The following is a 16111-nucleotide window of genomic DNA, read 5'->3' on the forward strand; positions in this document are numbered from 1 at the left end:
CTTTATAGAAAAACACGGTTCACAAAATACGGCAGAAATATACAGACTTAAAGGAGAGGGATTATCGTGGAAAGAAGTTTATCTATGGAGTTAGTACGTGTAACAGAGGCTGCAGCATTATCATCAGCGCGTTGGATGGGACGCGGAAAAAAAGATGAAGCAGATGGTGCAGCGACATCAGCTATGCGTGATGTATTTGATACAGTTCCGATGAAAGGTACAGTTGTAATTGGCGAAGGTGAAATGGATGAAGCACCAATGCTATATATCGGAGAGAAATTAGGTACAGGGTATGGACCACGCGTAGACGTTGCGGTTGATCCTTTAGAAGGGACAAACATCGTAGCAGCGGGCGGATGGAATGCACTTGCTGTTATTGCAATTGCAGATCACGGTAATTTGTTACATGCTCCTGACATGTACATGGATAAAATCGCGGTTGGCCCAGAAGCGGTTGGGGCGGTTGATATCGACGCACCTATTATCGACAACTTACGTGCCGTTGCGAAAGCGAAAAATAAAGATATTGAAGATGTTGTAGCAACGGTTTTAAACCGTCCACGTCATCAAGCAATTATCGAAGAAATTCGTAAAGCTGGTGCTCGTATTAAATTAATCAACGATGGAGATGTAGCTGGAGCGATCAATACAGCATTTGATCGTACAGGTGTAGATATTCTATTCGGTTCTGGTGGAGCACCTGAAGGTGTATTAGCTGCAGTTGCATTAAAATGCTTAGGTGGAGAAATTCATGGAAAGCTCTTACCACAAAACGAAGCTGAATTAGCACGTTGTAAAAAAATGGGCATTGACGATATAAATCGCATCCTTCGTATGGAAGACTTAGTAAAAGGCGACGATGCAATCTTTGCAGCAACAGGTGTAACAGACGGAGAACTATTACGCGGCGTTCAATTTAAAGGTAGCGTCGGAACAACACAATCTCTTGTTATGCGTGCAAAATCAGGCACAGTACGCTTCGTAGACGGACGCCATAGCTTAAATAAAAAACCGAATTTGGTTATTAAGTAAAAAGTGGAGGCGGCTCGTTCAGAATCGCAGGGCATTGGAACTCCTGACGAAGAGGCGCTTTTTGCCTCGCAGGAAGGGGTGAAATGACCGGAGATTCTAGCTGCTGAAGCTGGATTAAATAAAAAGTGTAAGCGGCTCGTTCAGCATCGCAGGACATTGGAGCTCTCGACCAAGAAGCGCCTTTTGCCTCGAACGAGAGAGCGAAATGACCGAAGATTGTAGCCGCTGAAACTGGATTAAATAAAGGCAGAAATGGCTTATCTATCCTTCCTTAAAATAAGATAAGTAGAAAAAAGAAAGAAATATAAAAAGCGAAGACAAATTTTCTTGTCTTCGCTTCTTGTATTTGTGTTTCAACGTATTGATTAAAACTAGATAAAAGGGTTACAATAGTGAATATTACCTACTTGAACTTATTGCCTTTCATTATTATTTATTTGCCCTCCGTATTTTTTCCCTTTACCCATGTGAAAAGAGAATAACGTTAAAGTGTGGTGTCTGAATGAATTTGTCAATTGCAGCATTAGAAAACATGAAATTAAAAGAGTTATACGAGCTTGCGAAAGAATTTAAGATTTCGTATTATAGCAAGTTAACGAAAAAAGAGCTAATCTTCGCTATCTTAAAAGCTCGAGCAGAAAAAGAAGGTTTCTTTTTCATGGAAGGCGTATTAGAAATTATTCAATCAGAAGGATTTGGATTTTTACGTCCTATCAACTATTCTCCAAGCTCAGAAGATATTTATATCTCAGCTTCGCAAATTCGTCGTTTCGATTTACGTAATGGAGATAAGGTTTCTGGTAAAGTACGACCTCCGAAAGAAAATGAACGCTATTTTGGATTATTACAAGTTGAAGCTGTAAACGGAGATGATCCAGAATCAGCAAAAGAGCGTGTACACTTCCCTGCATTAACACCGTTATACCCGGATCGCCAAATGAAATTGGAAACGGAAACGAAAAAGTTACCGACACGCATCATGGATTTAATCGCACCAGTTGGATTTGGACAACGTGGTTTAATTGTCGCGCCTCCAAAGGCTGGTAAAACAAGTCTGTTAAAAGAAATTGCACATAGTGTTACAACAAACCATCCGGAAGCAGAATTAATTGTACTTTTAATTGATGAGCGTCCAGAGGAAGTAACAGATATTGAACGTTCTGTTAAAGGTGATGTTGTAAGCTCTACTTTTGATGAAGTACCAGAAAACCATATTAAAGTAGCTGAGCTTGTATTAGAGCGTGCAATGCGTCTTGTAGAGCATAAAAAAGACGTTGTCATTTTAATGGATAGTATTACCCGTTTAGCGCGTGCTTACAACCTTGTTATTCCGCCAAGTGGTAGAACTCTATCAGGTGGTATTGATCCAGCTGCTTTTCATAGACCGAAGCGTTTCTTCGGAGCGGCACGTAATATTGAAGAGGGCGGTAGCTTAACGATTTTAGCAACAGCGCTTGTTGATACAGGATCCCGTATGGATGATGTAATTTATGAGGAGTTTAAAGGAACTGGAAATATGGAACTTCACTTAGATCGCTCATTAGCTGAGCGTCGTATCTTCCCAGCGATCGATATTCGTCGCTCTGGTACGCGTAAAGAAGACCTATTAATTCCGAAAGAACATTTAGACAAGCTGTGGGGTATTCGTAAAACAATGCGTGATACACCAGACTTTGTTGAAAGTTTCTTACGTAAACTTCGTCAAACAAAGACAAATGAAGAATTTTTACAAAACATTGTTGCAGACTCAAAAAGATATGTAACAACTAAGTAAAGGGAAAAGATTGGGACTCGCTTATGTCGTAGTAAGCGAGTTTTTTATGTTTTTAAGGGAATATTAGAGAGAGTAATATATGGAAATAATTTCGGTTTTTGAGATGAAACTCATATTTGGGGTGAGAGAACCTTAGCTAGTCAGAGCTGAGCGAGCCACCTCCACTTTTAGGTGTTATCTAGTTTCACCTCCTAGGCCATTGCGTCTAAGAACCTTCCCCACGAGAAGATAAAAAGCATCTTCTGTGGGAAAGAACCTTAGTCACCGGGCCTGAGCAGTCGGTTCCACTTTAATTTTAAAAAGACAAAAACAGGTAGTTGCAAAATGGAGTTAGCCTTGTTATAATTTCATCATATGTGTTTCATCAATATAGTTGTGTAAGCAGCTGAAGATGAAAAACTCTGTTTCGAAAATGATTCAGGGCGGAAGGAGATGAAAAGAATGAAAGCAGGAATCCATCCAAATTACAATAAAGTTGTATTTATGGACACGAACACAGGCTTCAAATTCTTAAGCGGGTCTACTAAAGGCTCTAGCGAAACTGTTGAGTGGGAAGATGGTAACACTTATCCATTACTAAAAATTGAGATCAGTTCTGATTCTCACCCATTCTACACTGGACGTCAGAAGTTTGCTACTGCAGACGGACGTGTTGACCGCTTCAATAAGAAATACGGTATTAAGTAATAAAGAACATAAAACAGGCAAGTGTATGTATTCGCTTGTCTGTTTTTTTTGCGAAAATATTAAACCTTTACCCTACTTTGGATTAGGAAAGTAGATGAAAGGAGAGCTCAATGTACTTAATGAATCAAAATGGCTGGATTGAAGTGATTTGCGGGAGTATGTTTTCTGGAAAATCAGAAGAGCTCATCCGCCGTGTGCGCCGTACGCAATTTGCGAAACAACATGCAATTGTATTTAAACCATGTATTGATAATCGTTATAGTGAAGAAGATGTTGTATCACATAATGGATTAAAGGTTAAAGCAGTTCCTGTTTCAGCTTCAAAAGATATATTTAATCATGTAACAGAAGAAATGGATGTTATTGCAATCGATGAGGTGCAATTTTTTGATGGGGACATTGTGGAAGTGGTGCAAATATTGGCAAATCGTGGCTATCGTGTCATTGTAGCCGGATTAGACCAAGATTTCCGTGGTCTACCATTTGGACAAGTTCCTCAGCTGATGGCGATTGCTGAACATGTAACTAAATTGCAGGCAGTTTGTTCTGAATGCGGATCTCCAGCAAGTCGTACGCAACGTTTAATTGATGGAGAACCAGCGGCATTTGATGATCCGATCATTTTAGTTGGGGCTTCAGAATCGTATGAACCACGTTGTCGTCATTGTCATGCAGTACCTACAAAACAAAGATAAATGAAACTCGCTATGTAGAGCGGGTTTTTTTCGAAAATAGATGAAGATTGGTGACTAGCGCTTCGCATCTAAGAACCTTCCGCCCGAAAGGTAAAAAGCACATTTAGGGCGAAAGAACCTTAGCTGGTCAGAGCTGAATAAGCCACCTGCACTTTTAAATATAATTTGCGTTTTTTTGATTAAGTACCATATACTATTTGTATTAGATACTAGGATGTAGAGGTGAATGGTGTGTTAGATCGTTTGCAAGCTGTAGAAGATCGTTATGAGAAGTTAAATGAATTGTTAAGTGACCCAGAGGTTATTAGCGATACAAATAAGCTTCGTGAGTATTCAAAGGAACAATCTGATATGCAGGAAACGGTAGAGGTGTACCGTGAGTATAAAGATGTTCGTGAGCAATTAAGAGATGCAAAAGCAATGTTAGAAGATAAGTTAGACGCTGATATGCGTGATATGGTAAAAGAAGAGGTTTCTGAATTAGAAGGACAAGAGAAAACATTATCAGAACGTCTGAAAATTTTACTTGTTCCAAAAGACCCTAATGATGATAAAAACGTTATCGTTGAGGTTCGTGGTGCTGCTGGTGGTGACGAGGCAGCTTTATTTGCTGGTGATTTATATCGTATGTATAGCCGTTATGCTGAGGTGCAAGGTTGGAAAACTGAAATTATCGAAGCGAGCTATACAGAGTTAGGTGGATATAAAGAGATTATCTTTATGATTAACGGTAAAGGTGCTTTCGCGAAGCTGAAATTCGAGAATGGTGCTCACCGTGTACAACGTGTTCCTGAAACGGAATCTGGTGGGCGTATTCATACGTCTACAGCAACGGTAGCTGTGTTACCAGAGGCGGAAGAAGTAGAAATTACTATTCATGAAAAAGATGTTCGTGTTGATACGTTCGCTTCTAGTGGTCCTGGTGGACAAAGCGTTAATACAACGATGTCAGCGGTACGTTTAACGCATTTACCAACTGGTGTAGTTGTATCTTGTCAGGATGAGAAATCACAAATTAAGAATAAAGAAAAAGCGATGAAAGTATTACGCGCACGTGTTTATGATAAGTTTAGACAAGAAGCGCAAGCTGAGTATGATCAAAACCGTAAACAAGCTGTTGGTACGGGAGATCGTTCAGAGCGTATTCGTACGTATAACTTCCCGCAAAACCGTGTTACAGACCATCGAATCGGTTTAACGATTCAAAAGCTAGATCAAATTCTACAAGGTAAGTTAGATGATTTCATCAATGCCTTAGTGATGGAAGATCAGGCGCAAAAGATGGAGGCAGCTGAGTAATGCGTGTCTATGAAGCCCTGAAATGGGCTTCTTCTTTTTTACAGGAAAATGGACGAGATGAAAATGCGGGAGAAATTGTCCTTTGTCATGTATTAAAGACGAACAGAACAGGATTGCTCATGAATATGCGTGAAGAAATAACTGCGGAACAAGAGACAAGTTTTGCGAAATTTATCCACAAGCATGTAGAAGGTATTCCAATTCAATATATGATCGGTTATGAAATGTTTTATGGTAGATCATTCTTTGTAAATGAAGAGGTATTGATACCAAGACCAGAAACAGAGGAACTTATAGTTGGAGTGCTAGAGAGAATTGAGCGTCATTTTGGTAATGAGGAGCTTCACGTAGCGGATATCGGAACAGGTAGTGGAGCGATTTCTATTACGCTCGCTTTAGAAAATAAAAATCTTCATGTGTATACGGTAGATATTGCACAGGAGTCGATTGAAGTTGCAAAAGAAAATGCAAAAACTTTAGGAGCAGAAGTAACTTTCTATCACGGTGATTTACTATCGCCATTTTATGAAACAGATCAGAAGTTAGATGTCGTTGTTTCTAATCCTCCTTACATACCAGAGGAAGATTGGCGTGGCCTTTCTACTGTTGTGAAGGACCATGAGCCGAAGCGTGCACTTGTTGGCGGCGAAGATGGACTGGATTTCTATCGTCGTTTTATGGAGGAATTGCCGAACGTATTACAGAAAAAAGCGATTGTGGCATTTGAAATTGGTGTAGGACAAGGTGAAGATGTAAAGATGTTATTACAGCAAACTTTCCCACACGCTCAAGTTGAAGTTGTATTTGATATCAATGGAAAAGATCGCATGGTATTTGCAGAAATAGAGTAAGGCATAAGCCTTACTCTATTTTTTGTATAAAAAAATCGGAACTATTCAGCCATACATTTCATTCAGAAGTTTGGTAAGGAGTATTATTCCAGCGAAAATACGCCCCTTATTACCTATAGAAAGTTATTTTCATTTTTCAGCATATAGATTGCTGCCATGAAGATAAAAATGGACCTATCCCTTGCTTGCTACCTTTCTTTGTTTTAAAACTTTGCGCGTGTGGCAGGAAAAGGCCCTGACCGCTCCTATACATAGCCAGTCCCTCTCGACCATTTAAAAAATGCTTTTCTGCCGGTTTTTCATAGAGTGGCTGAGTAGTTACAAAAATTCATATAGATTTTGAATTTAATAGTTTAGAAAGATGAAAGTCTGTCCACACTGTTTCTAGAGGGGACGGTGGAGGAAATGAAAAAACAAGTTATTGCTTATTTTCTTTTATTACTAATTGGTGCACAGTTACTTGTGCAGTTTGGATATATGAAAGCTGATGCAAAAGGGCCTGCTGTTATTCCGAAAGAGGCCGTTCGATTACGTATTTTAGCTAATAGTGATTCAGATAAAGATCAGGCGTTAAAACGTAAAGTACGTGATGAAGTAAAAGCGCAAATTGATGGATGGGTAGCGGATTTAACGTCATTTGAAGAGGCTCGAAAAGTAATTCAAAGCCATATTCCAGAAATTGAAAAGACAGTGGCGAATACGCTGAAAAGGGAAGGAAGTAAAGAGGCGTTTCAAGTGAAATTCAGTAAGAATGTGAAGTTTCCTACAAAGGTATATGGGAATTTTATTTATCCAGCAGGAGAATATGAAGCGGTGCTTATTACAATTGGAAAAGGTGAAGGTGCAAACTGGTGGTGTGTGCTATTTCCTCCAATGTGTTTCTTAGATTTTTCGAGTGGTACAGCTGTAAGGAAAGAAGAACATGTTGTGAAAGCTGAATCTCCTGAAGAGAAGCAGGTGAAACAACCGGAAGAGGATGAAGCGGAAGCAGAAGCTCCAAAGAAAAAAAAGGCTGAAATAAAAGAAACGAAAGTAGTAAAACAAGAGGTAACGAAAAAAGTAACAGCTCAAGAAAAGAAAGTTGTAAAAAATGAAACGCAAGTAGAAGAACAGCCTGTAAGTAAAGAAGAAACAAAAACTGTGGAAAAAGTGGAAAAAAAACAAGAAAAACAAAATGAGTATGTAAAAGTAGAAGAGGAAGAAGAAAAACCAAAGGTGAAATTATTTATTGTAGAAGCTTTCACATCTTTATTCTCTAAATAATAATATTTCTAAATCCCTTCGCATATATAAACATGAGGAGGGATGTATTATGAAGAAGGTGTATTTTGCTACAAAAGCAGATGTGGAAAGCCTGCATTCTTTTTTCGGACAAGCTAATAAAAAAGATGATAAAATAAATGAGTTGTACGCACAATTTATGATTTTAGAAGAGGCGGGAGAAATACGAGCTGTAATTGGGTATGAACAAAGCGAGGGAAATGTGCTTATTCGTTCTTGTTTATTCACACCTAATGTGGATAAACAGACTTTCCTATATTTTTTTGAAATGTTTTTGCAGTATATGAAAGAAAAAAATATTCGACAATTGTACTTACTCACAAATCATCCACAATCTGTGACGATCTTTCAGTTTTTTGACTTTGTCACCATAGAGAAAGAGAAAGTACCAGAGGGGATTCGACAGTTAGAACACTTTTGTAAAAATATAAAAGAGCCGAATGCAATAATACTAAATTGTCAGCTATTCACAAAGTTATCCACGGATTAATTAGGTTTATCCACATTTTGTGGATAAACCTTGTTTGTCTTTTGGATAAATCTCATAGTAAACTAAAAATAGACAAGTATTTCATGGTAGAAAAGGACGTGGAAAAAAATGCATACAAATATGTGGGTTGTGGATAATGTTGTGGAAAGAAAAAAATATTATCCACAATTAAAAGAAGCAGCGAGATTATTAAAAGAAAATGAAGCGGTAGCCTTCCCGACAGAAACAGTATATGGGTTAGGAGCGAACGCAATGGACGATGAAGCGATAGCGAAAATTTTTGAAGCAAAAGGGAGACCGAGTGATAATCCACTGATTGTCCACATAGGCACAAAATCTCAGTTAGATGGCATTGTAAGAGAAATTCCGCCGGTTGCAGAAACATTAATGGAACATTTCTGGCCAGGACCATTAACAATCATTTTACCTAGAAAAGAAGGGATTTCAGAGAAGGTTACGGCAGGGCTGAATACAGTCGGAGTGAGGATGCCTGATCATCCAGTAGCACTTGCTCTAATTGAAGAGGCAAACGTACCTGTTGCAGCACCGAGTGCGAATCGTTCAGGACGTCCAAGCCCAACGTTAGCTTCTCACGTGTATGAAGATTTAAATGGGAAAATTGCTGGTATCGTTGATGGCGGGGCAACAGGAGTAGGCGTCGAATCAACTGTAATTGATTGTACGAGCACAGTTCCGACAATTTTACGTCCAGGTGGAATTACGAAGGAACAATTGGAAGCGGTGATAGGTATTGTTTCTTTGGACCCAGCCTTAAAGGATGAAAAAGAAAAGCCAAAATCACCTGGAATGAAATATACACATTATGCACCGAAAGCACCACTTAGTATTGTTGAGGGATCACGTAAGTTTATTCAACGTCTTGTGGATGAGAAAAAGAAAGAAGGACTTAAAGTAGGTGTATTAACGACGGAAGAGTATCAACATGTGTATAGTGCAGATGTTGTATTATCTTGTGGTATGCGAAGTGATTTAGCTAGCGTTGCGACTAAATTATATGATGTGCTTAGAACGTTTGATGCAAGTGAAGTGGATGTTATTTTTAGTGAGTCATTCCCTAATGAAGGAATTGGAAATGCAATTATGAATCGTTTAACAAAAGCGGCGGGGCATCATATTATCACTGAATGATAATGTACCTTTACCAAACAGAATATTTCTCCTTGGATAAGCATATTGTGAAGTAGCACGTCCGAGGAGGGACATGAATGACGCTTGAACAGCTAATACCTTTAATAATTATGGCGTTCGCCTTAGGGATGGATGCATTTTCGGTGAGCCTCGGTATGGGGATGGTGACATTAAAGTTAAGACAAATCCTCTATATCGGTATGACGATAGGGATATTTCATATTATCATGCCATTTATCGGAATGATATTAGGACGTTTTCTATCAGAGAGGTATGGGGATGTTGCGAATTTTGCAGGAGCCATTTTATTAATTGGACTAGGATTTTATATTGTATATTCGTCTATTTTAGAAGGTGAAGAGAATAGAACTGCCCCAATTGGAATTAGTTTATTTGTATTTGCATTTGGTGTCAGTATAGATAGTTTTTCGGTAGGTCTTAGTCTTGGAATTTACGGAGCGCAGACGATTATTACCATATTACTTTTTGGATTTATTAGCATGTTGTTAGCGTGGATTGGTTTATTAATCGGTAGACATGCGAAAGGTATGCTTGGTATATATGGTGAAATAGTAGGTGGTATTATTCTTGTTGGGTTTGGATTATATCTCCTTTTCCCTATATAATTTTCATATGAGGATGGAAAATATGAATAGGTTGCTAAAATGGTATGTCGTATTTATAACCTTTTTTCCAAGATGGTTACGTAGGCTTATCATTTGGGGCATTGTTTTGCAAATTGCGGTTTTAGGTTGGATTAAATTGATTCGTAAATGGTAAGATAATTCCTTTCTGTACACTTGAATACAATGCTCCGCAAATATAGAAAGGGTGTTACAAATGACGAGATTAAAACAAGTTTTTGGTATTATTATTAGTTTTTTTGTTTTTTGGTTTAGTATGCTCGGTGTACAAATGTTTGCTGAGTTTTTAGATATTGAGTCATTAAAATTTGTTGGAGGAAAATCTGAGGCGGCACGTGCGTTTTATTCACCGTATCCATTTTTAATTGTTTTCCTTATCACATTACTTTCTTTATATTTCTTTGTTATAAAGCTTGGTAAATCGAAAAAAGAGAAATTACCTGCATTAGAGGAGAAGAACGAAGAATTGCAGTGAAAAAATCCCCCGCTAAAAAGCGGGGGATTTTATATTTGGATGATGGAAGTGGACGAGCTGCTGCCGCTTTTAAATATATCCAGCTTCAGTGGCTAGAATGGTCGGTGGCTTCGCGTCTTCCTACGAGGCAAAAAGCACCTCTACGTCAGAAGCTCCATCCTCCTCCTATTCTGAACGAGCCGCTGCCGCTTTTAAATATATCCAGTTCCAGTGGCCAGCTCTTCGCATCTAAGAACCTCTCGAAAAGCACCTTTTGTGCGAGAGAACCTTAGCTGGTCAGAGCTAATCGGGCCCCTGCCACTTTTAAAGTGGCCTTACTAATTCAAATTGTTCTCCTAGTTTTGCGTAGTTGTGTCCTGCTAGGCGGCTTACTGGTTTTAGTTCTTCGGCGTGAATGCGGCCGTTTTCGTATAAGTGCTCTGCAACATGGAAACGAACGACGCGACCGATTAGTAAATCACAAGCTGGAGAGTCGTCGGTTCCGCCGAGCGGTATAGCGCGTTCTAATATGCATTCCATTCGAATGTTTGCTTCTTTCACCCCTGGTACAGAAATGACATCGCTGTCGATAGGTGTTAGTTTTGCTAATTTGATTTCACTTTCATCGGGAGGTAGGTTGGCTGCTGTTTCGTTGATCGCTTCTATGTAAGATTCATCAGAAATATGTACGACAAATTCCCCTTTTTCTATTGCGTTTCGGGAAGTGTCTTTCGGTTTTCCTTCTTTTCGCTGTACCGAAACCGAGATAAGTGGTGGATTGGCAGCAACGATATTGAAATAACTATATGGCGCACCGTTTAATACGCCATCTTTAGTGACAGAAGTAACGAATGCAACAGGCCGCGGAATGATACTGCCCGTTAATAATTTATAATTATCTTTTTCGGTTTGTTCGTTTGGGTTAATGGATAACATGTTCGTAATCCCCTTTCTAAATATGAATGCTTATTGTTTGTTTACAAGATAGCAGGGGGAAACTCCTGCTGAAAATAATATTTTGTTACATAAAAAGAACTTACTTCAATCGTAATGAAGTAAGTTCCGTTTAAAGAATCTTGAAGTCGAGATAAAAATTAAAGTAAAACGTATGCACCAGGTCCGATTAAAGCTACACCAACAGCAACAGCGATTAACATTAAATTGTATTCAAATCCGTCCTGTGTTACCCAGTAACCATTTTTTCCATGAACAGTGAAGATTGCCATTAACATTGTTCCGACGATAAATAATGAACCAATTGCAGTGAAAATACCTGATGCAAATAAGAATCCACCTAGTAATTCAGTTGCGCCAGCCATAAATGCCATAAATACACCAGGGCGTAAACCAATTGATTCCATCCAGCCACCTGTTCCTTTCAAACCGTAACCACCAAACCAACCAAATAATTTTTGGGCACCATGACCCATGAATGTAATTCCTATAATAAGACGAATAATAAGAAGACCGATATCCATCATTTTAAAACCCCCTAAAAGTTATTTACTTATCTTATGTAAGTAATAATAAAATAGTTACTTACTTTAGTCAAGTGGATTTTAACAAAAAAACGAAAGAAATTTTACAAATTAACAACAAAAGATAAAATGTTGTAAAGATCTCTAGACAGGTGAGCGAAAAAAAGAGAAAATATAAGTAGAAGTTAACTTTCTTATTGCTATTCAGACAATCAGAATTGACTGGAATTTTGCAAAGAGCTACAATAAGAGTCTATTAGTAATGACGTAATTTATTTCGAAAGCGTTTTTACAGTATAACTTTCGAGGTATGAAGTCTTACATGTATCTGATCTTTAATAGAGATTGCCCTATAAACTTTAGGTAAATTATAAGGAGGACTATCCTATGTTTAAAAAATTATTCGGTTTTGGTTCAAAAACAAATGAAGAAACAATCGTAGCTCCATTAACTGGAGCAGTGAAAAATATTGAAGAAGTACCAGATCCAGTATTCGCTGGTCGTATGATGGGTGACGGTGTTGCAATCGATCCTACTGAAGGTGTAGTTGTATCTCCAGTTGATGGTGAAATCGTACAATTATTCCACACAAAACATGCTATTGGAATTAAAACAAAGAATGGTACAGAAATTTTAATTCACGTTGGATTAGAAACTGTTAAAATGGAAGGCGAAGGTTTCGAAGCTCACGTTTCTGAAGGACAAGCTGTAAAAGCTGGAGATAAGTTAATCTCATTCGACTTAGAATTAATCCGTGAAAAAGCGAAGAGCACAATTACTCCAATCGTTATTACAAACACAGATGCAACTGAGTCTATTAAGACAACTGTAGGTGTAACAGCTACAAAAGGATCAACAGAAGTAATGAAAGTTACAATGAAATAATTATTGTATAGAGGGAATCCGTTTCATATGAAATGGATTCCTTTTTTTGTTTTGTAGTATGTTCATTATGTATGTTAAAATACTCTAGGCACTTGGAAATAGGGTTTCACATATATGTGGATAAGGCGCATTTTTCTTAGAAAAAATATAAGAAAAATGCGCCTTTTGTATATTCACATTTCTTTTGTTCTATTCTAATGTACGTTATGATAAATGGTAGGAAACAGGAGAAAAGGGGTAGGTTTAGATGAAACGAGTGTTATTTGTTTGCACTGGAAATACATGCCGTAGTCCGATGGCTGAGGCTTTGCTTCGTCATTATGGAGAAGGGAAATTTGAAGTGCAATCGGCTGGTGTTTTCGCCTATCCTGGAAGCGATGCATCGATACATGCGAAGGAAGCTTTAGCTGAAAAAGGAATTTCAATAGATCATGCTTCGCAGCAGGTGAACGAAACTTTGCTTGATTGGGCGGATATTGTAGTAACGATGACGGAAAATCATAAGCAAATTGTATTTGGGCATTATCCGAGTGTTGGAAAGAAATTGGATACATTATATGGATTAACTGAGGGAATAAGTAAGGATATTTCAGATCCATTTGGAGGATCACTTTCTATTTATAAAGAAACGTTAGAAGAGATGGAAAAACTTGTACAAACTTTACTGAAAAAACATTCAGAAGGTTGATGTTTCGTGTATAATACGATATTGGAGATCACTTTGTTCTATTAAGGTAGCGAGTGTGAAATGAAGATAATTGATTGAAACTTTGGAGGGGTAAAAATGAAAGTAGTAGTAGCATCTGATCACGGCGGTATGAATATCCGTAAAGAACTTGTAAGTTTATTAGAAGAGTTAAATATTGAATATATTGATTTAGGTTGTGAATGTGAAGCTGGTTCTGTTGATTACCCTGATTTTGCGTTTCCAGCAGCAGAAATGGTAGCGAATGGTGAAGTAGATCGCGGCATTTTAGTTTGCGGGACAGGCATTGGTATGTCGATCGCAGCAAACAAAGTAAATGGTATTCGTTGTGCGTTAGTTCATGATACTTTCAGCGCGAAAGCAACGAGAGAGCATAATGACAGCAACATGTTAGCAATGGGCGAGCGTGTAATTGGAGCTGGTCTAGCGCGTGATATCGCAAAAATTTGGTTAACAACTGAATATGAAGGTGGCCGTCACGAAAACCGCGTAGGAAAAATTAAAACGTACGAAACAAAGTAATAGATTCTAACTATACGTAGTATGAAATATAATTTGGTGAACCAACCTGTGAAAGGAAGAGGCGTAATGACAGAAATCGTAAAGGTAAGAGAACAGCTACAAATATCGCTTTCTGATTTCCAAGAACAAGCTTCGTTACAAAGTGGTCAAATTTTTGTAGTGGGGTGTAGCACGAGCGAAGTGCTAGGTGAAAAAATTGGGACATCAGGAACGATGGAAGTGGCAGAGGCGATTTTTTCTGAATTAAAACAATTTCAAGAGCGAACAGGTATTGAATTGGCTTTTCAATGTTGCGAGCATTTAAATCGTGCTTTAGTAGTTGAGAGAGATGTAGCGATAAAATATCAATTTGAAATTGTAACAGTTACGCCTGTTAGATCAGCGGGTGGTGCATTAGCGACGTATGCGTATCACAACTTTAAAGATCCGGTGGTAATTGAGTTTATTAAAGCAGATGCAGGAATGGATATTGGAGATACATTTATTGGTATGCATTTAAAGCATGTAGCTGTTCCGGTTCGTACAAGTGTGAAGGAAATAGGGAGTGCGCATGTAACGATGGCAAAAACACGTGGGAAACTAATTGGTGGAGCACGTGCCGTCTATGCGGCAAACGAGGAAACTATGGCGTGTCGTTGAAGAGAAAAACAGGAAGTCATCTAAATACTTTATATCGTAAGATAAAAGGTATGTAGTCTGACTTTATAATAGAAGGAAGAAAAGACCGATTTCGGTCTTTTTTTTCTTTTATGATATAGAAAGTCATGTTAGAATGTAGTTGAAAACATGAAGGTTCGAAAGAATTACAACCTGAATTTTCGTTTTTTCTGAATAAATAAGAAAAAACTATTGGGAATTGATGTAATTCGTTCAGAAAAGGGGGATTTTGGTGGATCATTTAAAACGTCAAGATGAAAAGGTATTTGCTGCAATTGAGGCAGAACTAGGAAGACAGCGTTCAAAGATTGAGTTAATTGCTTCGGAAAACTTCGTAAGTGAAGCAGTAATGGAGGCGCAAGGTTCTGTTTTAACGAATAAGTATGCTGAAGGATATCCCGGAAAACGTTACTATGGTGGCTGTGAACACGTAGACGTAGTAGAAGATATCGCACGTGATCGCGTGAAAGAAATTTTTGGCGCTGAGCACGTAAATGTTCAACCACATTCTGGTGCACAAGCGAACATGGCAGTATACTTCACGATTTTAGAGCAAGGCGATACAGTACTTGGTATGAATTTATCTCATGGTGGTCACTTAACACACGGAAGCCCTGTTAACTTCAGTGGAGTACAATATAATTTCGTAGAATATGGCGTGGATGCTGAATCTCACCGTATTAATTACGATGATGTATTAGCAAAAGCGAAAGAACATAAACCAAAATTAATCGTTGCAGGTGCAAGTGCATACCCTCGTGTTATCGATTTCAAACGATTCCGTGAGATTGCAGATGAAGTGGGCGCATACTTAATGGTTGATATGGCACATATCGCTGGTTTAGTAGCAGCTGGTTTACATCCAAACCCAGTACCACATGCACACTTCGTTACAACAACAACACATAAAACATTACGCGGCCCACGTGGTGGTATGATTTTATGTGAAGAGCAATTTGCAAAACAAATTGATAAATCAATCTTCCCTGGTATTCAAGGTGGCCCACTTATGCACGTAATTGCTGCAAAAGCTGTTGCATTTGGTGAAACACTACAAGATGATTTTAAAACATATGCACAAAATATTATCAACAATGCGAACCGCTTAGCTGAAGGCCTTCAAAAAGAAGGACTTACACTTGTTTCTGGTGGAACAGACAATCATTTAATCTTGATCGATGTTCGTAACTTAGAAATTACAGGTAAGGTAGCCGAGCACGTATTAGATGAAGTTGGTATTACAGTAAACAAAAATACAATTCCATTTGAAACAGCAAGCCCATTTGTAACAAGCGGCGTACGTATCGGTACGGCAGCTGTAACATCTCGTGGTTTCGGTTTAGAAGAAATGGATGAGATTGCAGCAATTATTGCTCATACATTAAAAAATCATGAGAATGAAGCTGCATTAGAAGAAGCACGTAAACGTGTAGAGGCGTTAACGAGCAAATTCCCAATGTACACAGATCTATAATAGACTGAAAAAGACTGCTGAGACATAATTGTT

General features: G+C 38.3%; 19 protein-coding genes. 17 read left to right on the top strand and 2 right to left on the bottom strand.

All coding sequences use genetic code 11. The features are described from left to right. The first annotated feature begins 66 nt into the window (after positions 1-66). The 12 genes from glpX (at position 67) to U860_RS0100880 (ending at position 10377) form a co-directional block, all read left to right on the top strand. Positions 67-1032 carry a class II fructose-bisphosphatase gene (gene glpX, locus U860_RS0100820; RefSeq protein ID WP_025147040.1) on the top strand — a complete coding sequence of 322 codons (966 nt, stop codon included), beginning with the start codon at positions 67-69 and terminating at the stop codon, positions 1030-1032. Positions 1033-1534: 502 nt separating this feature from the next. After that, on the top strand, positions 1535-2806 hold the full coding sequence (gene rho / locus U860_RS0100825) for a transcription termination factor Rho (RefSeq protein WP_002174368.1): 1272 nt from the start codon (positions 1535-1537) through the stop codon (positions 2804-2806). A gap of 441 nt (positions 2807-3247) precedes the next feature. Then, positions 3248-3493 (top strand): type B 50S ribosomal protein L31, encoded by a 246-nt coding sequence (locus U860_RS0100830; protein ID WP_000643447.1) that lies wholly within the window; start codon positions 3248-3250, stop codon positions 3491-3493. A gap of 110 nt (positions 3494-3603) precedes the next feature. Then, positions 3604-4188 (top strand): thymidine kinase, encoded by a 585-nt coding sequence (locus tag U860_RS0100835; RefSeq protein WP_002174367.1) that lies wholly within the window; start codon positions 3604-3606, stop codon positions 4186-4188. A gap of 231 nt (positions 4189-4419) precedes the next feature. Continuing rightward, a complete protein-coding gene (gene prfA / locus U860_RS0100840; protein ID WP_016085462.1) occupies positions 4420-5487 on the top strand; it encodes a peptide chain release factor 1 in 1068 nt (355 codons plus the stop codon). Further along, on the top strand, positions 5487-6338 hold the full coding sequence (prmC, locus tag U860_RS0100845; RefSeq protein ID WP_002174365.1) for a peptide chain release factor N(5)-glutamine methyltransferase: 852 nt from the start codon (positions 5487-5489) through the stop codon (positions 6336-6338). Before prfA ends, prmC begins: the two co-directional genes overlap by 1 nt. A gap of 405 nt (positions 6339-6743) precedes the next feature. Continuing rightward, the gene (gene spoIIR, locus U860_RS0100855) at positions 6744-7601 is read left to right on the top strand and encodes a stage II sporulation protein R (protein ID WP_025147041.1); all 858 of its coding nucleotides are present in this window, start codon (positions 6744-6746) and stop codon (positions 7599-7601) included. 49 nt (positions 7602-7650) lie between these two features. Continuing rightward, the gene (locus U860_RS0100860; protein ID WP_002174363.1) at positions 7651-8109 is read left to right on the top strand and encodes a hypothetical protein; all 459 of its coding nucleotides are present in this window, start codon (positions 7651-7653) and stop codon (positions 8107-8109) included. 108 nt (positions 8110-8217) lie between these two features. Next, positions 8218-9258 carry an L-threonylcarbamoyladenylate synthase gene (locus U860_RS0100865; protein WP_025147042.1) on the top strand — a complete coding sequence of 347 codons (1041 nt, stop codon included), beginning with the start codon at positions 8218-8220 and terminating at the stop codon, positions 9256-9258. Between the two features lie 77 nt (positions 9259-9335). Next, positions 9336-9884 (top strand): manganese efflux pump MntP family protein, encoded by a 549-nt coding sequence (locus tag U860_RS0100870; protein ID WP_002174361.1) that lies wholly within the window; start codon positions 9336-9338, stop codon positions 9882-9884. Positions 9885-9906: 22 nt separating this feature from the next. Next, positions 9907-10038: a hypothetical protein gene (locus tag U860_RS36770; RefSeq protein WP_275887042.1), complete on the top strand. Its 132-nt coding sequence runs from the start codon at positions 9907-9909 to the stop codon at positions 10036-10038. A 60-nt stretch (positions 10039-10098) separates the two neighbouring features. Next, positions 10099-10377, top strand: coding sequence for a DUF3935 domain-containing protein (locus U860_RS0100880; protein WP_025147043.1), 279 nt, complete (start codon positions 10099-10101; stop codon positions 10375-10377). 303 nt (positions 10378-10680) lie between these two features. Here U860_RS0100880 and U860_RS0100890 read toward each other — a convergent pair whose 3' ends face one another. Continuing rightward, complete coding sequence (locus U860_RS0100890) at positions 10681-11292, bottom strand: flavin reductase family protein (protein ID WP_002174358.1); 612 nt, start codon at positions 11290-11292, stop codon at positions 10681-10683. A gap of 158 nt (positions 11293-11450) precedes the next feature. Continuing rightward, positions 11451-11837, bottom strand: coding sequence for a DoxX family protein (locus U860_RS0100895; protein ID WP_002174357.1), 387 nt, complete (start codon positions 11835-11837; stop codon positions 11451-11453). A 384-nt stretch (positions 11838-12221) separates the two neighbouring features. On the opposite strand from U860_RS0100895, the gene U860_RS0100900 reads away from it, so the two are divergent. The 5 genes from U860_RS0100900 to glyA all read left to right on the top strand — a co-directional run bounded on the left by U860_RS0100900 (position 12222) and on the right by glyA (position 16078). Next, positions 12222-12719, top strand: coding sequence for a PTS glucose transporter subunit IIA (locus U860_RS0100900; RefSeq protein WP_002174356.1), 498 nt, complete (start codon positions 12222-12224; stop codon positions 12717-12719). Between the two features lie 247 nt (positions 12720-12966). Beyond that, the gene (locus tag U860_RS0100905; protein ID WP_025147045.1) at positions 12967-13407 is read left to right on the top strand and encodes a low molecular weight protein arginine phosphatase; all 441 of its coding nucleotides are present in this window, start codon (positions 12967-12969) and stop codon (positions 13405-13407) included. Between the two features lie 96 nt (positions 13408-13503). Further along, positions 13504-13947, top strand: coding sequence for a ribose 5-phosphate isomerase B (gene rpiB, locus U860_RS0100910; RefSeq protein ID WP_002174354.1), 444 nt, complete (start codon positions 13504-13506; stop codon positions 13945-13947). A gap of 21 nt (positions 13948-13968) precedes the next feature. Further along, a complete protein-coding gene (locus U860_RS0100915; RefSeq protein WP_115610279.1) occupies positions 13969-14586 on the top strand; it encodes a TIGR01440 family protein in 618 nt (205 codons plus the stop codon). Between the two features lie 250 nt (positions 14587-14836). Further along, complete coding sequence (glyA, locus tag U860_RS0100920) at positions 14837-16078, top strand: serine hydroxymethyltransferase (RefSeq protein WP_002174352.1); 1242 nt, start codon at positions 14837-14839, stop codon at positions 16076-16078. Positions 16079-16111 lie beyond the last annotated feature (33 nt).

The organism is Bacillus sp. H1a (assembly GCF_000633475.1).
Lineage (GTDB): Bacteria > Bacillota > Bacilli > Bacillales > Bacillaceae_G > Bacillus_A > Bacillus_A paramycoides.